Below are 21,197 nucleotides of genomic sequence, written 5' to 3' on the forward strand. Positions count from 1 at the left end.
GGCCGAACCCGCGCAGCGACAATGGCGGGCTGGCGGGCCGGTTCAGCGCCAGCTCAGGTCGCCACGGATCATTCCTGCCCCAACTCGACCGCTCAGCTGCCTGACCGTGCCATTTTCGATTTTCAACACATGGATGGGGCAGCCGGTGCCAGCGCAGCCGACGTAGGCCAGCTCGCTGCCGTCGGGTGACCACGCCGGTGGGAAGTACATGGCGTCCATCAGGGTGGCTGGGCCCGTGCCATCGGCACTGACGACCTGAATGCCCCGGTTACCCGATGTGCCGTACCCGTGGAATGCGATCCGCCGGCCATCGGGCGACCAGGCCGAAGACGTCAACGACGCACTGTCGCTGGACACCAATTGGCGGGGCGGGCCGCTGCCATCGGCCGCGACGAGGTAGACGCCCGGGGAGTCTGCGCCGCGGGCAAAGGCGATCGTTTTCCCGTCGGGCGACCAGGCCGTTCCAGAGAGTGCTGTGATGTTGGCCAGCTGAACCGCACCGCTGCCGTCGAGGTTGACCACCCGCAAGCTCTGGGGCTGGCTGGAATCGCCCGAGTAGTGCACATAGGCGACGCGCCTGCCGTCGGGTGACCACGAGGGTGAGTGGTCGACTTCCAGGCCCTGGGCATCGGTCAGCGGCCTGATCCCGCCGCCATTGGCGCTGGCCAGCATGATGCCGTCGGGATTGTTGGCGCCCAACGCGTGCGGGCGTGAGAAGACGAGCTGCGTTCCGTCAGGCGACAGTGCCGGTTGTTGATCCTGGGCACTGGCCGCAAAGTTGCAGGAGGGGGTATCGCCGTCTGGCACGCACCACGGCACGGCGGGGTTGATCGTGTTCACGGCATGCCCCGTGCCGTCGGCGTTGATGGACTCGATGCCGGGGCCTTCGTAGTCGCCGCCGGTGGTCGCGCTGAAGTAGATCCTGCGCTCGGCCGCGAATGACAAGGTCACGGTGGCCAGCAGGTCATCGGAGATGCCGAGCGTGGCCGCGCAAGGGCTGTTGCTGCGGCGTATCCGCAGTGTGTGCGTGCCGGTGTCGTCGGCGGGCAGGCCGGCGGCCTGCAGCAGCCGCGTGGGCGTGAGCGTGCTCAGTGCACCGGCCAGCAGGTTGCCGCCACCGGCGCTGACGGTGGCCACTTCGGCGTCGTCAAAGGTGACCTTCAGCGTCTCGGTGCCCGCGCTGGCGCATTCCAGGTTGGCGATGTTGCCGCTGATCGCCACGGTGCCACCCTTGTTGACGGTCAGCGAGTCGGTGCGCTTGGGGTTGGCCGGCGTGTCAGGCACGGCGTCGAAGCCCAGCACGCTGCGGCCCAGCAACTCGCCACTGGCGTTGTTGATGCGCACCTCGATGCGGGTGCGCACGAACTGCACGTCCTGCGCCAGCGCCGGCACACCGCCAAAGGCTTCCATCACCGAGGGGTAGTGCGCCAGCGTCTGGCTGTCCTTGGCCACCGTCCAGGCGGCTTCGCGCACGGGGGTCACCAGGGGGTCGAGCAGTTGGGTCTGGATGATGCCGGCGTAGCTGGCGGCACCGCGTGTGGCCAGCGCACGGGCCTGGTTCGCGTAGGCCCTGCCGGGCGCGTGCAGCGGCAGGGGCGGCAGGTCCAGCGCATCGGCGGCGGCCTGCAGCGCTTCCAGGTCGCGCTTGGCGCGGCGCGCCACCTTCACGGCTTCAGACGGTTCCTTGAGATCGTTGGGGGTCCTGACGACAGCCAGCCTCAGCTTCTGGAAGTCGATTTCTCGCTGGGTCAGTGCGAGGCCGGCATCCATGAAGGTGTCGACGCTCGCGCCCGGGCAGCCGCTCTGGTTGATGTCGCCAGCTTCGGTGATGCGCCACCAACCGCCCAGCTTCTGGCGCAAGGGCTTGAAGTCGGCCAGCTTGGTGACGGGGGCGGTGCGTGCCTTCTCGATCGCGTCACTCAAGGCCCGGCAGGCGGTGTCGTGCGCATCGCCCAGGAACACCATGGCGTCCACCGGAAAGTTCGGGTCGCCGCGCCGCATGATCAGGCTGGCCATGCTGGCCTGCAATGCGAAGGCGGAAACGAAGTCACCCTCGCTTTCCATGATCGTGACTTGGCGCCGGGCGCTGGCCACCATCTCGGCGGCGGTGGTGGTGCTGGAGGCACTGAGCGTGCCTTCCGCCGCTGGGGGCGGGTCGGCCAGCGCCCGGGCGTTGAGCGCCCGCGCACGCCCGGCGTCCACCGGTGCGCCCGCCACCGCGGGCTGGGCCAGCGTGTCCAGCGCCGTGCCGCCGAAGGTGGTGAGCCGGGCGCTGAGGGTACGCGCGGCCGTGTCCACGGTGGTGGCCACGTAGCTGTCGGCGGTGCCCAGGCGCTGGCGCAGGCTGGCCCGGGCGCCGGGCACCTGGCCGGCGGGGTACTCCAGCACCACCGTCACTGGCTTGGCGAAGACGAAGCCGCCGGGTGCCAGGCTGACGCTTACCACGTCGCCGGCCGCGGGGGCCAGCGGCGTGATGCTCACGACCGTGTCCGAGGCCAGGGCACCGTCGGGGATGCTCAGGCTGACCTTGACGCCCGACGCGGTGGCCTGCACCGTGCCGCCGGCAGTGCCCACGGTCTGCGTGACCGGGGGGCCGATCGGCACGCTCACCGCAGGGGTGGGTGCCGGGTCACTGCTGCTGCCGCCACCGCAGCCGCCCGCCAGCAAGGCCAGGGCCAGCGCGCCGGCCAGCCACAACGTTCTTCCCAGGCCCCGGGCGGGGCGTTCGAGGGTGCGATTCAGATGCTGGCGCATGGTGTTCCTCCGGTGGTTCCATTGCTTTGGGGCTGGCCCTGCGGCGCGGGCAGCTCGGCCTGGGTCGCGGGTTTGGACAAGAAGTGGAGGAGTTCGTCCGGCGCGGCAAAGAGCTGCGTCGCGTCGTCATCGACGCGGCGCGCCGTGGCGCGGAAACGCGGCCCTGCAGACCACACGCGCACCAGGTAGAGGTTGGATTCGTCCACGGCTGTGTCCCCTTGCAACGCGGCAAGGGCCACGTCCGGGGCAGACCTTATGGCAGGGGCGTTTCTCCGGCGTTTCCCGGCGACCCGGGCGCATCTGCAGCCGCCCTACGGGCTCCTTGCGATGCGCCTGGATCGGCGCAAACCGCTGGACTTCAGTGGTAGTCCTCTTCGCGCTGGTGGCGCGCGCCGATGACGAGGACCAGTCCCGGAGTGCGTATGTCGAAACGAAGGACGTACCCCGTAGAGCCGAAAGGAACGATGAGTTCGCGCAATGTTGGGCGTTGACCTACCTTGCGGTAGCCGTAGGGTGTGGTCGGCAGATGACTTTGTGCAACCAAGCGAACCACCGCGAGGACTTCGTCGGCGCGCATGGCCTCTTCGACTGTCCAGGCGCGCTCAAGCAGGAAGTCGAACAGACGATCCAGATCGGCATCCGCCTCAGGGATGAACTCGACCTTGAACGTCATCTGCGCAGCTGCTTTACCCGTGCGGCGATCTTTGCCTCCAGCCTCGATAGAACGAGGTCCGTCGAGACGGAAATCCCGGTGCGCTCGTACTCTGCCAACGAGGCGTCGCAACGCGCGGTGAAGTCGGTTTGCACCCGACGGAATTCGACCGCCCGACGCACCGATGCCTCGACAAAATCGGTCAGCGTCTCGCCGGGCAGCAGTACGGAATCAAGATCAGCACGCAACTCCGGCTCGACTCGGATTCGAGGAATGACGGCGGCTTTCATTCGCGGACCGTAGCGCAATCGCACTACGTACTCAAGTGCGCTCGGGTCTCGGGCTGCCTCGACTGGGACTGCGCTTCATTGGATTCGAGCGACGAGCCCTGTCGCAGGCCAGCCGCACAGGCTGAGCCACGGCTTCCCCCCGCCGCCGCACTTGCGGATACTCGGGCCATGACCCACGCGTCGGCCCCGTTCCCACCACAGCTGCGGCTGTGGGGCGTGCCGCAGTTGTTGCCAGCGCCCGACGCCGCAGCGGTGAGCTTCGCGGCGGAGCGCCGCTTCCAACTGCTGCTGCTGCTGGCGCTCGAGCGCGGCCAGTGGCTCGACCGCGACCGCATCGCGGCGCTGCTGTGGCCCGCGCACCCGTTGGCCGAGGCCCGGCGCAACCTGCGCAAGGTGGTGTTTCGGGCCCGAGACGTGCCCGGCGCGCAGGCGCTCGAAGCGACGGACCACGCCCTGCGCTGGGACGTCGCCACCGACTTGCAGGCGCTGCACGACGCCGGCCAGCGCGGTGATGCCGCGCAAGGCCTGGCGCTGCGCCGCGGCCCGCCGCTGCAAGGGATGGACGACCCCGACAACGCCGCGCTCACCGAAGTGCTGGCGGCCGCGCGCGCCCGCATCGACGAGGCCTGGCTGGCCGCCGCGCACGGGCAATTGCAGACGCCGGGGACGCCGTCGGCCCAGGCGGCTGCAGCGCGGCGCATCCTGGACGTCGACCCGCTGGACGAACCCGCCATCGGCGCGCTGTTGCGGGCCGAACAGGCCTGCGGCCGGCCCGCCGAGGCCCAGGCCGCATACCGCCGATACGCCGCGCGGCTGGTAGATGAGCTCGGCGTCGAACCGTCGCGCGCACTGCGCGACCTGGTGCATGGCGTTCCCCCGCCGGCCGCTGCCGGGCCCGAGCTGCCGCCGCCGCGCCCCGCGAGCGGCGCTTTCGTTGGCCGCGGGCTCGAGCTGGCCGAGGCGCAAGAGCTGCTGGCACAGCCGGCCTGCCGCGCGCTCACGCTGTTGGGGCCGGGGGGCATCGGCAAGAGCCGCCTGGCGCAGCAGCTCATGGCGCGCTGCGCCGCGCTGTTTGCCGGCGGCGTGCACTGGGTAGCGCTGCAGGACACAGCCCAGCTGCCGGCGGCGCTGGCCCGACTGGCGCAGGCGCTGGGCGTCAAGATGCTGGACACCGGCGACCCGATCGACCAGTTGTTGCGCCAGTTGCCGCGCGAACGGCTGCTGCTGGTGCTGGACAACGCCGAGCACCTGGACGAGCTGCCAGCAGCGCTGCAGCGGCTGCTCGACGGTGCGCCGGCTGCCGTGCTGCTGCTCACGTCGCGCACGCGGTTGCACCTGCGCGACGAGTGGGTGCTGCCGCTGCCCGGCCTGGCCGTGCCCGACGAAGACAGCCGCGACCTCGAAGCCGCCGCCAGCTTCGACGCCGTGCGTCTGTTCGAGCAGTGCGCGCACGCGGCGCGGCGCGACTTCGTGCTGGCCCGCCACCTGCCGGCGGTGATCGACATCGTCGAGGCGGTGGGCGGCATGCCGCTGGCCATCGAGCTGGCCGCGGGCTGGGTGCGGCTGCTGCCGCCCGAACAGATGGCGCAGGATCTGCGCGGCTCCATCGACCTGCTCGAGCGCGACCCCGCCGCGCGTGGTGCGCCGGCGCGGCCCGATCACGCCAGTCTGCGCGCCGTGCTCGACGGCACCTGGCAACTGCTGGCGCCGCGCGAGCGGGAAGCGCTGGCGGCGCTGTCGGTCTTCGAGGGCGGCTTCACGCGGGCTGCGGCGCAGGCGGTGGCGGGCTGCTCGCTGCCGCTGCTGTCGGCGCTGGTGGACAAGAGCCTGCTCGCGGTGGACGACGCGGGGCGGTTCGCCATGCACCCGGTGGTGCAGGCCTATGCCGCCGAACGGCTTGCGAGCATGCCGGCCGGCTTGTCGCGCCCGGCCCTGCAAGACCGGCACGCGGCCCACTTTGCGCGCCAGATGGTCGATCTCGCACCGCTGGCGCGCAGCGCGCCGGCCCGCCTGGCCGCGCCAGTCGATGCTGAGTTCGCGAACCTGCGCGGCGCTTGGCGACACGCCCTGGCACGCGGCCAGGCGGCGCTGCTGCTGGACATGATCGGCCCCTGGCGCACCTACTTCGAGAACAGCGGCCGCACCGATGAAGGCCTGCGCGAGTTCCGCGCCGCACTGGCCCTGCCCGAGATCGACCTGCAGGCGGCGCAGTTGCTGGCGCGGCTGCGGCACGCCATCAGCGCGCTGCTGTTCCGTCGGGGTGAACCGGCCGAGGCACTGGCCATGGCGCAATCGGGTGCTGCCAGCGCCGAGCGCGCGGGCGAGCGCATGGCGCTCAAGGGCTGCCTGAACACGCAGGGACTCGTGCTGTGGCAAATGGGGCGCGCGGCCGAGGCGATGGCGCCGCTGGAGCGTGCCAAGGCGCTGGCCCTGGAAGACGGCGACCGCTACGGCGTGGCGGTCGCCCTGAGCAACCTGGCGATTGCGGAGAAATCGCTGGGCCGCTTCGAAGCCGCACTGGCGGCCAACCAGGAAGCCCTGGCCATCGTGCGCGAACTGGGCGACGCGAAGCTGCTGAACACACGGCTGCACAACATCGGCAACCTGCACCGGGCGCTGGGGCAGTGGCAAGAAGCCCGCCACTGGTTCGACGAGACCCTGCGCCATTGCCAGGTGCATGCCGTGCAGCACACCGTGCCCTACGCGCGGCTGAACCGCGCCCTGGTGGACATCGAACTTGGCGCGTTCGACGCTGCCGCGCAGGCTCTGCATGCCGTGCTGGCCGGGCAGGGCGAGATGCCGCAGGCCCTGCTGGAAATGGCGGCCGAGATGGGCCTGGCCCGCATCGACTTCCACCACGGCCGTTTTGCGAACGGCCGCCAGCGTCTGGTGCGCGTGGTGCAGATGGCCCGTGCCAAGGCCTTCGAAACGCACCCGATGCAGGCGTTGATCGTCTGGGGCGAAGCCCTGCGCGCCCAGGGCCGCACGGAGGAGGCGGCCACCCTGTGGCTGGTGGGTGCCGAACATCCGGTGCTGGAGATGACCGACCGCATGGTGGCGCGCCGCCACCTCACGGCGCTGAACCTGGACGACGAAGCCTGCGCCCGGCTGCGCGAGCGGGCGCCCCCGGAAGAAGCCTGGCTGGCCGACCTGTGCGGCGCGCCCTGAGCCGCCCGCGTGGTCTCGCGGTATGCCCACGACGAGCTGGTTGCGTTGAGCCCCGAGCGGGTGACGCCAGTGCCGCAGGTGGCGCACCGCGTGATCACGCCCCGCCTGCTCGGCCAGTCTGGGCTCCATCCTGCCGAAGCCGACTGCGGCGCGGTCACGCTGATCCGACGCCCTGGCTCGTTCGCCGACCCCAACATTCATCGGCATTGCCTGGTGCTGGAAGGCGTGCAGGTCCAAGCTTCCATGAACAGCAGCCCGCCCATGTCTTCCGACGCGCCCATGCTGGTCCTGAAGGTGTCGGTCGCCGACGTCGCCAGCCGGCCGCGTCACTCGGCCGGCTCCACACCAGCGCACGGTAGTTGCCAGAGGTAAAGCAGCGGCCGCCCGGACAGAAGCAAAGAAAGTCCGCCGTCAGGCGCTACCGCCCCCCCCCCGAAAAGGGCTCGAAGCGCCCAGGCATCAACTTGGCCGCCGGCGCACCGCCACCAGCAGAGCGGATATGCCCAGCAACATCATCGCGTAGGTCTGCGGCTCCGGCACAGCGGCCACATCACCGGAGCGAACCGCCCACGCATAGACGTTGTTGCCGGGATATATGGTGGTTACGGTCCCATCGCCGTAATTCGTGGCCCAGACCGAGCTGGGATTACTCGGATGGTCTCCCGACCCAGACCAGTAGTAGAAGTTTTCGATATTGATAAAGAGCGGGTCCTTCGGCGCAAACCCGTCAACCAGACCAGAGCCAACGACTGTCGGCAGCCGCCAATCGCTGTAGTCGACATTGCGCACGCTATCGTGGAACACGAGATTGTTCGCCCATGTGTTGGCTGCGCTCCAGGTCATCGAGCCGTCGATGAATTGGGTGGGGTAGCCGCTGGTCTTGGCGTAGTTGGCGTCCTGCAGCCAGGTGATCTTGCGTACGTTGTCGTATATCAGGCCGCCGCCGCGGTCTTCGAGGGCTGCATGACCGATGGCCGGCAGGCAGCAGGCTGCAACGAGCAGGACATTTCGGGACGTGATTGTTGACATGACATTTCTCCCTTTGGGGGTGGTGGACAGAATCAGGGCGGCGCTTTCAACGCCTCCGCCAGCGCGACAAGATCAGGTCTATAGGGGTGCAAGGGCAAGCGGGCAACGGTTGCGCGGCATCAGCTGCTGCGCAATGTGGAGCCCAGGCGTTTCTCCGGCGTTTCGCCAGCGCTTCCAGCCGGGGGGTTGGCAGGTGGGGCAGTCGGCTCCGCGTCAGGCGCCCCTGCGGGGGCATCGGCCAAACTGGCGATGTGCTCGCACAGCGGTTGCACACCTTCAAAGCGCAACACCTCAACTTCTTCCACGGCACGCAGGTCAGCGCGAAAGTGGCCGGGTTCGGGCCAGACCTTGAGCACGTAGAGCCGGCCCTCGCTCATGGCTTCGCCCTGCCGTGGCGTGTTGTCACGATGAAGCACCGGCTCAGATTTCACGCAGGCTGCGGCGGCGACCCAGCGCGCCCAGCACGCCCAGGCCTGCCGCCATCAGCGCCCAGTTGCCCGGTTCGGGCACGGCGGTGATGCTCAACTCGCCGCTGGTGTAGAGCTGGCTGCTGTTCCAGGCCAGGCCGGCGGCCAAGGTGGGCAGGCGGATGCTGGCAAAGCGACCGGCAGGGCTGCCGTTCCAGTCGAACAGGTCGAAGTGGTCGCCGGCCTGGCCGGCCCAGCCGTCCAGCCACAGCACCTGCAGGCTCGCGCCGCCCAGCGCCACCGGGCCACCGAACACCAGTTTGTCGTGGCCGCTGCCGGCTGCGGTGCCACCCAGTTCCATCGCCAATGCGCCGGCCTCGAAGTTGACACTGCCGTCCAGCGCCACCAGCGCTGCGCTGTTGCCCGGCGCGTAGCCATTGGCAAAGTTCTTGGTGCCGGCGCCGTCAAAGCTGCCGATGCCGCCCACCCAGTTGAAGAACGTGGCGGTGGAGCCTGCCGTCACGATGAAAGAGCCCTCGTTGGTGAAGTCACCCCAGAACATGCCGTGCGAGGCGATGCCCGAGACGCTGATCAGACTGTTTTCGCCGTTGGTCACCGGCCCGTAGATGCTGGTGGTGCCAGCAATGCTGATGCGGCCGTTGTTGGTGATGCCACCGCGTGCGGCGAGGTCGGCATTCATCAGGTTCAGGCTGCCGGCGTTGCTGAGCGGGCCGCCCACTTCCAGCGTGGCGCGGCCGGTGGTGGCCTGCACGTCGATGCTGCCCAGGTTTTCCACTGCGCCGGCCAGTTGCATGGCCTCGTTGTCGCGCACCAGCACACGGCCGCCTCTCTGGATGAGCAGGTCACCGGCCAGCCGCCCGCTGCCGGTCAGCGTGCCGTTGTGGCCCAGCGTGCTGCCGTTTTGCGCGTAGATGGCGCCACGGGCCAGGTTGAGCGTGGCGATCTGGCCGTTGGCCGCCTGCACCGTGAGACGGTTCACCGTGGCATCGACCGGGCCGAACACGGTGGCGCTGCCGATGGGGTTGATGAGCACGTCATGCGGCGCACCGGGCGTGATGCCGAAGGCGCCCATGCCGGCGTAGTTCCAGCGGCTGGCGTCGCTCCAGCTGCCGTTGCCGCCTTGCCAGTCGGGGTGCAGGGTCAGCCGGTAGGCTTGGTCGCGGGAATTCTGGCTTGAAAGAACTCCGGTGCCCGTGATCTGGGCGTAGGCATTGATTCCGGCCGCATCGCGCAGGACCCAGCCTGCGGGGGCCACGTTGTTGAGGTCGAACATCGTGCCTGCGTTGTGCAAGAAGGCATGCGAGACTTGACCTTCGTTGGAGACGACAAAGGAGGCTCCGACGATCTGGCCGGTGGCGTTGATGCCTAAGGCGCTGCTGCTGCCACCGGCCAGACTGCCCAAGTCCTGCATCACCCCATTGGCGTACAGAAACGCGCCTTGAGGGATTCCCCCTTTGGACGCAGTTCCCACTACCCAACCGCTGTCGTTGATGGCGCGCGCCTCACTCGTTCCGCCGACGATCAGGGTGCCCAGATCCTGCATCGTCGTCCCCGAATACAGGAAGGCGTGCTCGGGGCCCGTTGCACGCGAGCTTCTGCCGACCACCTGGCCACTGGCGTTGATGGCCGTTGCAGCGCTGAAGCGGCCACCCAAGGTACCCAGATCCTGCATCACGCCGTTTGTCCACCGATAGGCGTGTTGGTCCAAGGCACCAGTTTCCGCCGAGCCCACTACCTGACCCGCCGCATTGATGCCGTTGGCATAGCTCTTGATGCCACCCAGCGCGCCCAGGTCTCTCATGACGCCGCCCGTGTTGAGAAATGCACGCGGTGTGACGAAGCTCAACCAGGAGTCGCCCACGACCAGCCCGCTGGCATTGAGGCCGTTGGCCGCGCTGACGTAGTTGTAGGGCGCGGCCAGCGTGCCCAGGTCCTGCATCGCGCCGCCCGTGAACAGGAAGGCGCTTGCAAAGCCGAAGCGGTTCACCTTCTGACCAACCACTTGGCCGGCGTCATTGATGCCCGTGCCAACACTCGAGACGTCCGTTGGCGCACGCAGGCCAATGACATCGGCGCGCCCTGCCGCAGCCGCCCAGGGGCCGAACACGATGAGCCCGGCAGCCAGCAAGGCACGGGCGAGCGGTGTGGGTGTCATGGTGTCTCCGGGGGGCTTGCCGGGCGACGCTCGTCCAGCGCGGCGCCATCCTCGGTGACAGGCGTTTCTTCAGCGTTTCCCTTAGCGTTTCCCTCGGCCTTTCGCGGTGCGCCGTGGCTGGCGCGGGCATGCGACGCATGCCCGCAAAGACGCCGCATCAAACCTGCAAGAGGCGGTCAACCACATCGGCCAGGCTGGGCCCCGGTGCGGCTTCCGGCAAGGCCGCGGGCAAGGCGGCCAGGCTGGCTTGCGCCAGTTGGCGGGCCGGCGCGGCCAGGCCGTCCATTTGCAGCACGCAAAGCAAGGCGTCCCGGGCTGCGGCCCAGTCGCCCCGGGCCGTCTGCAGCCACTCCGCATGAATGAGAACGGCTTCGCCAAGGTCGCTGGCGCAGTTTCTTTGCTGCGCAGACCGCACCAGGCTTTGCACCAGCCGGTGCGCTTCGGCCCATTCGCCCGAGTTAAGCGCCAGTTGCGCCAGGCCCTGCTCGATAGACTCCATGAGCACCAGCCGGCCGTTGCGCTGGCTCATCTGCACGGCGCGATCAAAATGCTGGCGTGCGCCCACAAGCGCACCCTCCTGGCGCAGCACATGGCCCATGCCGGCGGTGGCGTGCAATTCGATGATGGCGATGTCATGGTCGCGGGCATGGCGCAGGGCTTGGGCGTACCAGTGACGGGCCGCATCCAAGCCCGCGCGGTGGCCGGCGCTGCGGCCCAGCCGGCCGAGGTTGGCGAGGTGCCAACCGGCGTTGTAGAGATCACCCACTTCGCGGCTGCCCGCCAGGGCATTCAACAGGCAGCTTTCGGACTCCTGCGGCCGCCCGGCTTCGATGAGTGCAACCCCGAGACTGCCCTGCGCCCAGGCCGTGCATTGCGCGTCGCCGCGTTTGCGGGCCAGCGCCACCGCGTATTCAAAACGCTCGATGGCTGCGTCGATGGCGCCGTCCCGCCAGAGGCAGTTGCCGGTGCCCAGCACGCAGCCTATCCACGCTTCGGTGTCGGGCCCGTCGGCGGCCAGCACGGTGCCGCTGCGTGCCAGTTGCAGCGCCTGCTCGGCCAGGCCGGCGCGGTGGTGCAGCATCGACAAGCCGTGGCGCAGGCGCGACTGCGCGTGCCGCGCCGGTGCGGTGTCCGCGGGCAATGCCAGCGCCGGGGCGAGCAGGGTGATGCCTTCGCGCTGACGCCCGCGGCTTTCAAAATAAGCCCACAGTGCCCGCACCATGGTGGCGACCCAGTCCACGCGGCCGGCCTGCACCGCGCAGCGCCAGGCCGCGCACAGGTTGGCGAACTCGGCTTCCACGCCCGCCACCAGGGGCCGGGGGTCGCCAATGGCGTGCGGCGCCAGCGCGGCCAGCACGCGACTGAAGTGTTCGGCATGCCGCAGGCGCAGCGCCTCGGCCTGGGGCGGGTCTTGCGCCAGGCCTTCGTTGGCAAAGGCGGCCACCGCCGGGTGCAGGCCGAACCGGCCGCCCTCTGCCACCGCCACCACGCTCTTGTCCACCAGGGCCGACAGCAGCGGCAGTGGGCAGTGCGCCACCGCACGGGCGGCGTTGTGCGTGAAGCCGCCGCTGAAGACGGCCAGCGCCGCCAGGGCCTCGCATTCGCGCGGCGCCAGCAGGGCCCAGCTGCGCTGCAGCACCATGCGCAGGCTGGCATGGTCGGGCCGCGCCAGAGGCACGGGGCTGGCAGGGTCCCGTTCGAGCAGCTCGATGGAGTGCCGCAGGTCGGCCGCAATCTGCTGCGGCGTGAGCAGGCGCACCCAGGCGGCCGCCAGCTCGATGGCCAGCGGCATGCCGGCCACGGCGCCGACAATGTCCAACACCGCGTCGAGATGGCGCGCCAGTTGAAACCCGGGCTGTGCCAGGCGGGCACGGACATCGAACAGGCGCACGGCGTCAAAGCTGGCGGCGGCGTCCAGGTCGCGGCTTTCGTCGTCGGGCACCGCCAGGCCGGCCAGCGGCAGCACCCACCCGTCGACAGCATGCAAGCGCCGGCGCGAGGTGACCAGCATGGTCAAGGCCGGTGCCCCGCTCAGCAGGCGTGCCAGCAGCGGGCCCAGTTCGGGCAGATGCTCTGCGTTGTCCAGCACCCACAGCGTGCGCGTGGCCGGCAGCGCGCTGCACAGGCGCGTGACGGGGTCATCGGCGGCTTCGCCCACGAGGCCCAGGCTCTGCGCCAAGCGCGCGGGCACGGCGGCGGTGTCGGACACGTCTTCTAGATCGACCCAGAGCACTCCTCCGCCAAAGGGCGCGCTGAGCGCGGCGCCCGGGGCCAGGGCCTGCCGCGCAAGCCGGCTCTTGCCCGCGCCGCCAGGCCCGAGCAGGGTCACGAGCCGGCACTCGGGCCGCTCAAGCAGCGCGCACAGTTCCGTCAACTCGGTCTTGCGGCCGATAAACAGCGCGGGCGCGGCGGCGGCCACGGCCACCTCGCGCCGCACGTACTGCGGCTGCGTGTGCTGCGGAGGCTGGGCCGGCGCGAGCATGAGGGCGCGCAGAGCGCTGGAAGGCTCCACGCCCAGCTCGGCCCGCACACGCTGCGCATAAATCAGGTACAGCGCCTGGGCCTGCGTGCTGTGGCCCTGCGCCAGGTGCGCGGTCAGCAAGGCGGCGACGGCGGTTTCGTCGAGTGCATCGACATCCAGCATGCGTTGCGCGATGCGGCTGCACGCGGCAGGCGCCGAGCCTATGCGCAGGCAGGACGTCGCCACCGTGTGCCAGGCTCGGTCGGTACGCTCGCGCTCAGCCGCGAGCCAGTCACGCAGCGCGGTGTCGGCGCGCTCCACCAGGCCCTGCAGCAGCGCGCCGCGGCGCAGCGCCAAGGTGCCGTCCAGCCCGCCGGCGTCGATGCGGGCGCGCCAGTCGCGGCGCTCGGGGCCCTGCAGCGGCTTGCGCGCCCAGGGCAGGCCGGGCAAGGCCAGCACGGCGCGCTCGAAAGCCAGCAGGTCGGTATCGACCGCCCAGCGCAAGGCATGATCGTTGGACTCCAGCGCCTGGGCGCCCGGCACGGCGTGGGCCTGGTGCAGCACCTTGCGCAGGTTGCGGCGTGCAGCCGCCGGGTCATGCCCGGGCCACAGCAGCGTGGCCAGGTGATCGCGGTCCACCCACTTGCCTTCGTGCAGGGCCAGCAGCGCCAGCAGTTGGTAGCGGCGTTCGGGGGCCAGTGCCAACACGGCGCCGTTGCTGTGCAGTTCGGGGCGTCCCCACAGCAGCATTCGAGTCTGTGGCGAGGCGGCAGGTTCGGGGACCATGCAGGATCTTATCTGCCGCTGCGCGGCGCTGCGCCAGCGTCTCCCGGTGGTGCCAGGGCCGTGTCCTGGCGCAGCGCAGCTGCAATGTCGCCCAGCGTTGGTGTGGTCCCAGCCTGCGATGGCAGGGCCACTGACAGCGCCCGCACCTTGGACGCGTGGTGATCGTCACGCTGTGCAACCACAGCCGTTCGATCAGGGCCTGCATCGCGTGATCCTTTGGCATTGATCCGAGGGTGATCCACCCTCTCGCGACGCAAGACTTTGACCGTCAGGGACGGTGCGATCGATTCCGGTCTGCGTCTGTACGGAGGGGCACGGATCACCAAGATGCGCTAGGCGTCGACGGCAGGAATGAACTGCAGGCTCGGACGGGGCATTGCGCTGATCGCGCTCGCCTTGGATGCTGGGTACGCTGTCACACAGACCCTTGCAACGTGCAAGTCCATGCTGCGAGCGGCAAGCGGCACGGCCATTCCGGCCATGGGCAAGAGCTGCGAGCCTCTGTCTGCGTCGGCGGTAGCGCGCAAGCCGGCTGGAAGCCCCGCTCGAAAGGCAATATGAACACATACAAGCCGCTGCTGCCGGCTGGCCCTGCATTCCGTCGACACGGCCGCACGCCGCCGTATCAGATTCGCACGCCATGACAAGCGCCCTACTGCCCACATCGGCGCACACTGCCAGCGCAGACACCGTCGCGTCGGCACTGGATGTGCGCGCGGATGTCGGCCTGGGCCATCAGCAGAGCGCCGAGCGCCTGGCGAAGTGGGGCCCGAACGCATTGCCTGTCATGCCTCCGCGCTCACCCTGGCGGGTGCTGCTGGCCCAATTCAAGAGCGTCATGATCGTTATCCTGCTGGGCGCAGCGCTGCTGGCAGCATGGGTCGGCAGCGTCAAGGATGCGTCGGTGATCCTGGCCGTCGTCATCATCAATGCGCTGGTCGGCTTCTACCAGGAGTACCGCGCAGAACGCAGCCTGGACGCGCTGAAGTCCATGCTGCCGGCCAACGCCACCGTGCGGCGCGATGGCAGCAGCCAGAAGATCGACGCCGAAACGGTGGTGCCCGGCGACATCCTGCTGCTCGAAGCGGGGGACAGCGTGTCCGCCGACGGCCGGCTGATCGTGGCTGCAGCTCTGGAGATCGATGAATCGGCGCTGACGGGCGAGTCTCATCCTGCAGCCAAACAGTGCGAAGCGCTTGCGAGTGGAGACGCGCCGCTCGGCGACCGCAGCAACATGGTCTACATGAACACGCTGCTGACCCGGGGGCGCGCCGAAGTGTTGGTGACTGCCACCGGCTCGCACACCGAGATGGGCAAGCTGTCCCGCGAACTGGCAGCCACCGTCGAGGTGCCGACCCCCTTGCAGGTTCAGCTCGATCAGCTCGCCAAGCGCCTCGGCGCGATTGCATTGATGCTGGTGGCCTTGCTTTCGCTGATGCAGTTTCTGCGTGGCAAGAGCCTCCCGCACATCCTGCTGGACGCCATCGCCCTGGCCGTGGCTGCGATGCCTGAGGGTCTGCCGGTGGTGGTCACGGTCACGCTGGCGTTGGGCATGCACAAGATGGCCCGCCAGCACGCGATCGTCAAGCGCCTGGCCAGTGTCGAAACCCTGGGCTGCACCACCGTCATCTGCTCTGACAAGACAGGGACGCTGACGCTGAACCAGATGACGGCAACGACCTTCGGCTACCAAGGCCGGACATTCGAGGTGTCGGGCGAGGGCTACGAGCCGACGGGTTCGATCACCGAGGCGGGCGCTGCACCGGCCCAACCCTTGGTCGCGGCCGAGCTGACCGCGCTACTGCAACCGTTGGTGGCCTGCAACGACAGCCGCATCGAGGAAGGCAAGATCATCGGCGACCCGATGGAGGCTGCGCTGCTGGTGCTGGCCGCCAAGGGCGGCGTGGTGCGTGAAGAGGTCGAGCGCGCCTTGCCGCGCGTGGCTGAATTGCCATTCGATTCGGCTCACAAGTTCATGGCGACCTTTCATGCCGATGGCGAGCAGATTCAGGTGTTCGTCAAGGGCGCGCCTGACGTGCTCCTGGCCCGTTGTTCGACCTGGCGAACCCGCTCGAATACGGCCGAGTTGCCGCCACCGATCGACGCGCCGCGCCGGCTTCAGATCGCCGCCGACTACCAGGCCCTCGGCGAACGCGGGCTGCGCGGCCTGCTGGTTGCCACCCGCACGCTGCCAGCCGGTAGCTTCGATGCGAGCGGCGATCTGTCAAGCACGGTCGGCGAGTTGTGTTTCGTCGGACTGGTCGGCCTGATGGACCCGCCTCGCGCCGAAGCCAGGCAAGCCATCGCCGAGTGCCAGCACGCCGGCATTGCCGTCAAGATGATCACGGGCGATCACCAGACCACCGCAACCGCCATTGCCGGGGCGCTGGGGCTCGCGGGTCGCACCGTGTCGGGCGCGGAACTGGACCGAATGGATGCGCGGCAGCTTGCAGACGCTGTTGACGATGTGGCCGTCTTTGCCCGGGTGTCGCCGGGCAACAAGGTGGCCATCGTGCGCGCGCTCCAGGCCAAGGGCCACGTCGTGGCGATGACGGGCGACGGTGTCAACGACGCGCCTGCCTTGAAGCAGGCCGACATCGGGGTGGCCATGGGCGTGGCCGGCACGGCGGTGGCCAAGGAAGCCGCCACCATGGTGCTGACCGACGACAACTTTGCGACCATCGTCACGGCCGTGCGCCACGGTCGCACGCTGTACGACAACATCCTGAAGTTCGTGCGCTTCCAACTGTCGACGACGATCGGCGCGATCCTGACGGTCTTCACTGCGCCACTGCTGGGCCTGCCCGAACCCTTCACCGCGCTGCAGATCCTGTGGGTCGCCATCATCATGGACGGACCGCCGGCCGTGTCGCTCGCGCTCGACGCCGCGCGGCCGGGAATCATGGACGAGCCCCCCCGGCCACGGGGCGAGCCGGTGCTGCCGCTGAAGCGCGTCGCGCGAGTCTTTGCCTACGGCACCACGATGATGATCGGTACCCTGGGCGTGCTGTACCACGGGCAACAGACCGGGCCGCAGGATCGGGCGCTGACCCTGGCCTTCACGACCTTCGTGCTGTTCCAGCTGTTCAACGTGTTCAATGCGCGCAACGAGAACGGATCGGCCTTCAACGCGCAGTTCTTCAGCAACCGGATGCTGTGGGTGTCATTGTGCGCAGCGCTCTTGCTGCAGATGCTGGCGACACACTGGGGGCCCGCGACGCGCCTCTTCGGCACCACGGGCATGGCCTGGGCGGACTGGCTTGTTGCCGCAGGCGTTGCCTCGTCGGTCCTGCTGCTCGAAGAGGCCCGCAAGCTGGGGCTGCGTGGGTGGCGGCATTTTCGTGCCGAACCTGAAGCGCTGACCGCAACCGTGTCTTGAGGGCAGGACTGCGATCATCGACCATTGGTCCAAGTCGAAGACCAGATCTTGCGCAGTTCCAAGCCGAAGTTCCTGGTGTAAAGCTCGGGGTTCCAGGCCGCGGCGGCCAGGGTGCGCTGGCGCAGACCCCGCTTCAGCTTGAGTAAGGCCTGCCGGTCTTGCGCCATGCGGGCCGCGATGTGGACGTAGGCATCGTCATCGGTGGCAATCCAGTCGGGCAAACCGGCTGCACGCATGAAGCTCGCACCCATGCGCGACACAAAATGCCCGCCTTCCTTCACCAGCACCGGAACGCCCATCCACATCGCTTGAAGGGTGGTGGTGCCGCCGTTGTAAGGCACCGGGTCCAGACCGATGTCCACGTCGGCGTACTCCGCCATCATGTCGCTCAGGCCCACGGGGCCTCTGAACTCGATGCGCTGCGCGTCGACCCCCTGCTGTGAAAAGAGCCTGGCGTAGCGCTCGCGCGCACCCCGGTCCTGAAAGCTCGGGGCCTTCAGGATCAGGCGCGAATCCGGAACGGCCCCCAACACCCGGGCCCACAGGCGGATGGTGTGCGGGGTGAGCTTGGGAATGTTGTTGAACGACCCAAAGGTCAGCGGCCGCAAGGCCTGCGCGTCCGGCATCTCGGGGTAGGGGTAATCCGCCTCGGGTGCGTAGCAGAACACCGTGTCCGGCAGGCGGGCCACCCGCTCGGAATACAGCGCGTCGTGTTCGGGCGGCGTGACGACCGGGTCGCCAAAGATCCAGTCCATGTTGGGGATGCCGGTGGAGCCCGGGTAGCCCAGGAAGGTGGCCTGCACCGGAGCCATGCGTTGCGCGAAGAGTGCAATGCGTTGCATCGAGGTGTGCCCGGCCAGGTCGATCAGGATGTCGATGCCATCGGCTTCCACCTGCCGGGCAAACTGGGCGGCCGTGGCCTGGGTCATTTCGCGCCACACGCTGACACGCGACTTGGCCAGGTGGGTCTGGTCGTCGTGACTCACGCCCGTGAAGTACAGGGTCAGCGGAAACTGCTCCCGGTTCCAGCGCGCCAGCATGGGCTGCATGAAGAGGTTGACCGGATGCTGGTGGTGAAAGTCTGCCGATACCAGGCCGATGCGCAAGGGGCGCTGCGGGTCACGGTCATTCTGGAAGCTGGAGCGATCGCGCGCACCCTGCCCCATCCCTGCAAACAGTTCGCGGTGCAGTTGCGCCACTTCCTGGGCGCTGAGCGTGTCGGAGTACAGGGAACTCATGGCCACGCTGGATCGCAGTGACGCATCGCCCGCATCCACCAGGGCGCGATAGTGCTTCAGGGCGGCGTCCGCGTCGCCCATCTTGCCGGCAATGGCTGCACGCATGGAGGCGGCATCGGGCATGGATGCCTGCGCCTGCGCGGCGTCAAGCGCAGCGAGCGCGTCTTCCATCTGCCAGCTCTCGGTCAGCATGAGCGCGAGGTTGTAATGCGCCGCGCCGCTGTGGGGATGCAAGGCCACGCTGCGGCGCAGGACCTCCACGGCCTCCTGCCACAGGTTGAATCGAAACGACAACTGCGCCAGCCGGGTGAGCGTTCCCTCGGCCGCTGCCGCCGAGGCCCGCGTCAGCGTGGTCAGGGCCTCCTCACGCAGACCCAGGCGCAACAGGGCGTCGGCCTGGTCGATCAGCACTTCGCATTGCGCATCGATGGAGAAGCTCCCGGGCTCCAGGCACATGGTCAGCACGGCGGCCCGCAGGGCCTCCAGGGCGCGCGGGGCGAGGCCGGCATCCAGACGGAAGCGACCCATGGTGTGGTGCGCTTCCACCTGCTTCCTGGCATCGCCGGCGGCCAGCATCAGGGCCTTGTGGTAGTAGCTGGCCGCCTGGTCTTGCGCCTGCGCCTCCTGCATTTCTTCCAGTGCGCGCGCACAGGCCAGGTAGCCGCGGCTGTCCTGCGGATTGCACGCTGCGGCGCGCTCGTAGCACTGCACGGCGCGCTCGCGGGCGCCCAGCCGGCGGCTCACATTGCCCAGTTCCAGCCAGGCCGAGAAGTGGGCGGGGTCCAGCCGCAGCGCGCCCGCAAAGGCATCGCGTGCCTCTTCCAGCCTGTCCATGCGCACATGGCAGCGGGCCTGCAGCACATGGGCCACGGCAAGCTCCGCATCGAGCGCCAGCGCCTGGCCCGACAAGGCCAGCGCATCGGCCCAGCGTTGATCACGAAACGCCGCATTGGCCTCATTGAACCTTAGCGCGGCCTCGGCGTGGCGAGCGGCCTCGGCGGCGGCCTGCGCAAGGCTTCGTGGCCTGAGTGCCTGATCAACCTTCATGGGCCTGTGGCGCCAAGGGTTCAAGCCACAGGGCCTTGTGCTCTGCCGGCAGGAAGAGGTGGTCGCGGCAGGCCTCGGACGCATCCGCCAGTTCGCCCTCCACTGGCTCGCCACTGTCCAGCGCAAAGTGGCTGTAGTTGCCGTCCCGGCACAGGGCCTGGAAGAACGCCCTGTCATAGCCCGGCAACAGCTCGCACACCAGGGCCGGCCGGGCGGTCCTCAGCAAGCGGATGGCGCCCTTCAAGACCTCGGGCTCACGGGATTCCACATCGATCTTCACCAGCACAGGCACCCCTGCCGGCAGGCGGTTCGCCAAGGCTGTATCGAGCCGTGCCAGCGCCACCTGGCGTTGCCCGGAATGCCTGGGGCGGAACTGCGGGTTCAGCGAGGCCGAGGTTTCCACCAGGCCGTGATCGGCCAGCGGGAAATACAGCGTGGCTTCGCCATCGGTCTCGCCCAGTGCGGCCACATGCAGGCTGAGCCGGTCAGTGGCTTCGGACACGGCTGCGTTGCTGCTCAGAACCGCAGCGATCTCCGGCACAGGCTCGAAGGCATGGGCGTGTACGGCCCCGGCCGCCAGCGCCAGCAGGCTGTAGAAGCCGGTGTTGGCGCCAACGTCCAGGAAGACCGGCCGCAGCGCGTGGCACCACTGCGCCACCAGCGCAGGCAAGGGCGGCTCATAGGCAGCCCAACCCTCTCGCAGCACCGTCATGGCCACCTGGTCGCGGCCGGCACAGGTGTCCATCCAGAAGCGGCGGTGGGCGTCGTCCCACTCCAGGTCGGCCTGCACCAGGTGATTGATCTGGTTCATGCGGCGCACCGGTCCGGAACAGCGGCCAAACGATAGGCTGGCGCCTGCCGGCCCAGCAGGTGCTGCCAGGCCGCGGCCAGTTGGCGGTCGAAGCTGGCTTCACTGAATGCCGCGGCGGTGGCCTGCGCGGCAGCCACCCTGGCGCTCACCGCGCCGGCTTCCAGCGTCAGCGCGGTGTGCAGGGCACGGGCAAAGCCTTCCAGGTCGCCCTCGGCCACCCAGTAGCCGTTCTCAGGGGTGGCGTACTCGGTGCCGCCGCCGCCATCAAAGCCACACACCAGGCAACCGGCGGCCATGGCCTCCAGCGGCGGCAGGCCCAGGCCTTCGTCGCGGCTCAGGCTGGCAAAGACCCGCGATTGCGCCAGGGCCTGCGCCACCTGCGGGCGCGTCATGTCATGGATCTCGACCCAGGGCACCTGGGCATGCTCAGGGTACAGGCCGCGGAACAGGGTCTTCAGGGCCGCCGCATCGGCCGGGCGCTTGCGCGGCATGCAGGCAATCTGGCGCAGCGGCGTGGCCTGGCGGGCCGCCTGTGCGAAGTGGGGCAACACCATGGGGCGCACCACCTGCCAGTCGGTGGTCGAGCCCCACCGCAGCAAGGTGTCGCGCGTGAACTGGCTGCAGCACAGGCCGCCACCCAGGGGGTAGGCGTTCATGCTGGCCACATCCACAAAGCCACGGAAGGTGTAGAACGGGTTCTGGTTGTGAATGGCCACATGGCAAGGCAGCTTCGCCAACTGCGCAAAGCTCTCCGGCGGCATGACCTCGGGCACCACCAGCCAGTCCTCGGGCGAGAACGCCACATGCTCGCCCCAATGCACCATGGGCACCGAATAGGGCTGGCTCGGCACCCCTACCTTTGAGGCCGGGTCCAGCAACACAAACGCCCGCAAACCCTGCTTGCGCAGGGATGCCACATGCTGGAAGTTCACCAGCTCGCCACCGGCGCGAACCGGCAGCGTGCAGGCGTAGTAGATCGAAGGCCTGGCCGACATGGCG

Annotated in this window: 14 protein-coding genes; 3 read left to right on the forward strand and 11 right to left on the reverse strand. The window is 69.0% G+C overall.

Annotated elements, in window-relative coordinates:
* Positions 1-42: 42 nt before the first annotated feature.
* The 4 genes from JMV16_RS06185 to JMV16_RS06200 form a co-directional block, all read right to left on the reverse strand.
* Positions 43-2,754: a PD40 domain-containing protein gene (locus JMV16_RS06185; protein WP_201493319.1), complete on the reverse strand. Its 2,712-nt coding sequence runs from the start codon at positions 2,752-2,754 to the stop codon at positions 43-45.
* Entirely contained in the window at positions 2,739-2,960 is a 222-nt protein-coding gene (locus JMV16_RS06190; RefSeq protein WP_201493320.1) for a hypothetical protein, read from the reverse strand. Before JMV16_RS06190 ends, JMV16_RS06185 begins: the two co-directional genes overlap by 16 nt.
* Positions 2,961-3,112: 152 nt before the next feature.
* Positions 3,113-3,427 (reverse strand): type II toxin-antitoxin system RelE/ParE family toxin, encoded by a 315-nt coding sequence (locus JMV16_RS06195; protein WP_201493321.1) that lies wholly within the window; start codon positions 3,425-3,427, stop codon positions 3,113-3,115.
* The gene (locus JMV16_RS06200) at positions 3,424-3,696 is read right to left on the reverse strand and encodes a YlcI/YnfO family protein (RefSeq protein ID WP_201493322.1); all 273 of its coding nucleotides are present in this window, start codon (positions 3,694-3,696) and stop codon (positions 3,424-3,426) included. The genes JMV16_RS06195 and JMV16_RS06200 overlap by 4 nt, the downstream gene beginning before the upstream one ends.
* A gap of 168 nt (positions 3,697-3,864) precedes the next feature.
* Here JMV16_RS06200 and JMV16_RS06205 point away from each other — a divergent pair, with 168 nt between their 5' ends.
* Positions 3,865-6,864, forward strand: coding sequence for an ATP-binding protein (locus JMV16_RS06205; protein ID WP_201493323.1), 3,000 nt, complete (start codon positions 3,865-3,867; stop codon positions 6,862-6,864).
* 9 nt (positions 6,865-6,873) lie between these two features.
* On the forward strand, positions 6,874-7,236 hold the full coding sequence (locus JMV16_RS06210) for a hypothetical protein (protein WP_201493324.1): 363 nt from the start codon (positions 6,874-6,876) through the stop codon (positions 7,234-7,236).
* Positions 7,237-7,323: 87 nt separating this feature from the next.
* Here JMV16_RS06210 and JMV16_RS06215 read toward each other — a convergent pair whose 3' ends face one another.
* From JMV16_RS06215 to JMV16_RS06230, 4 genes are all read right to left on the reverse strand, one after another.
* On the reverse strand, positions 7,324-7,893 hold the full coding sequence (locus JMV16_RS06215; protein ID WP_201493325.1) for a DUF1566 domain-containing protein: 570 nt from the start codon (positions 7,891-7,893) through the stop codon (positions 7,324-7,326).
* 119 nt (positions 7,894-8,012) lie between these two features.
* Complete coding sequence (locus JMV16_RS06220) at positions 8,013-8,324, reverse strand: hypothetical protein (RefSeq protein WP_201493384.1); 312 nt, start codon at positions 8,322-8,324, stop codon at positions 8,013-8,015.
* Positions 8,314-10,476 (reverse strand): PEP-CTERM sorting domain-containing protein, encoded by a 2,163-nt coding sequence (locus JMV16_RS06225; RefSeq protein ID WP_201493326.1) that lies wholly within the window; start codon positions 10,474-10,476, stop codon positions 8,314-8,316. Before JMV16_RS06225 ends, JMV16_RS06220 begins: the two co-directional genes overlap by 11 nt.
* A 157-nt stretch (positions 10,477-10,633) precedes the next feature.
* Positions 10,634-13,723 (reverse strand): AAA family ATPase, encoded by a 3,090-nt coding sequence (locus JMV16_RS06230; RefSeq protein WP_201493327.1) that lies wholly within the window; start codon positions 13,721-13,723, stop codon positions 10,634-10,636.
* A 640-nt stretch (positions 13,724-14,363) separates the two neighbouring features.
* On the opposite strand from JMV16_RS06230, the gene JMV16_RS06235 reads away from it, so the two are divergent.
* Positions 14,364-17,102, forward strand: a complete 2,739-nt coding sequence (locus JMV16_RS06235) for a cation-translocating P-type ATPase (RefSeq protein WP_201493328.1) — start codon at positions 14,364-14,366, stop codon at positions 17,100-17,102.
* 14 nt (positions 17,103-17,116) lie between these two features.
* On the opposite strand, the gene JMV16_RS06240 is transcribed toward JMV16_RS06235, so the two are convergent.
* Genes JMV16_RS06240 through JMV16_RS06250 form a run of 3 tightly spaced genes read right to left on the reverse strand, consistent with a single transcriptional unit; the run spans position 17,117 to position 21,193 of the window.
* The gene (locus JMV16_RS06240; RefSeq protein WP_310737071.1) at positions 17,117-19,471 is read right to left on the reverse strand and encodes a tetratricopeptide repeat protein; all 2,355 of its coding nucleotides are present in this window, start codon (positions 19,469-19,471) and stop codon (positions 17,117-17,119) included.
* Positions 19,377-20,198: an FkbM family methyltransferase gene (locus tag JMV16_RS06245; RefSeq protein WP_201493330.1), complete on the reverse strand. Its 822-nt coding sequence runs from the start codon at positions 20,196-20,198 to the stop codon at positions 19,377-19,379. Before JMV16_RS06245 ends, JMV16_RS06240 begins: the two co-directional genes overlap by 95 nt.
* Complete coding sequence (locus JMV16_RS06250) at positions 20,195-21,193, reverse strand: glycosyltransferase family 4 protein (protein WP_201493331.1); 999 nt, start codon at positions 21,191-21,193, stop codon at positions 20,195-20,197. The genes JMV16_RS06245 and JMV16_RS06250 overlap by 4 nt, the downstream gene beginning before the upstream one ends.
* Between the last annotated feature and the right edge of the window lie 4 nt (positions 21,194-21,197).

Source organism: Rubrivivax sp. A210, assembly GCF_904426505.1.
In the GTDB taxonomy this organism is placed as follows: domain Bacteria; phylum Pseudomonadota; class Gammaproteobacteria; order Burkholderiales; family Burkholderiaceae_C; genus Rubrivivax.

Coding starts and splice junctions, on each gene's coding strand:
- JMV16_RS06235 (WP_201493328.1), top strand. CDS start 14,364: ATGACAAGCGCCCTACTGCCCACATCGGCGCACACTGCCAGCGCAGAC.
- JMV16_RS06250 (WP_201493331.1), bottom strand. CDS start 21,193: ATGTCGGCCAGGCCTTCGATCTACTACGCCTGCACGCTGCCGGTTCGC.
- JMV16_RS06205 (WP_201493323.1), top strand. CDS start 3,865: ATGACCCACGCGTCGGCCCCGTTCCCACCACAGCTGCGGCTGTGGGGC.
- JMV16_RS06195 (WP_201493321.1), bottom strand. CDS start 3,427: ATGACGTTCAAGGTCGAGTTCATCCCTGAGGCGGATGCCGATCTGGAT.
- JMV16_RS06230 (WP_201493327.1), bottom strand. CDS start 13,723: ATGGTCCCCGAACCTGCCGCCTCGCCACAGACTCGAATGCTGCTGTGG.
- JMV16_RS06245 (WP_201493330.1), bottom strand. CDS start 20,198: ATGAACCAGATCAATCACCTGGTGCAGGCCGACCTGGAGTGGGACGAC.
- JMV16_RS06225 (WP_201493326.1), bottom strand. CDS start 10,476: ATGACACCCACACCGCTCGCCCGTGCCTTGCTGGCTGCCGGGCTCATC.
- JMV16_RS06185 (WP_201493319.1), bottom strand. CDS start 2,754: ATGCGCCAGCATCTGAATCGCACCCTCGAACGCCCCGCCCGGGGCCTG.
- JMV16_RS06215 (WP_201493325.1), bottom strand. CDS start 7,893: ATGTCAACAATCACGTCCCGAAATGTCCTGCTCGTTGCAGCCTGCTGC.
- JMV16_RS06200 (WP_201493322.1), bottom strand. CDS start 3,696: ATGAAAGCCGCCGTCATTCCTCGAATCCGAGTCGAGCCGGAGTTGCGT.
- JMV16_RS06240 (WP_310737071.1), bottom strand. CDS start 19,471: ATGCGTCCGAGGCCTGCCGCGACCACCTCTTCCTGCCGGCAGAGCACA.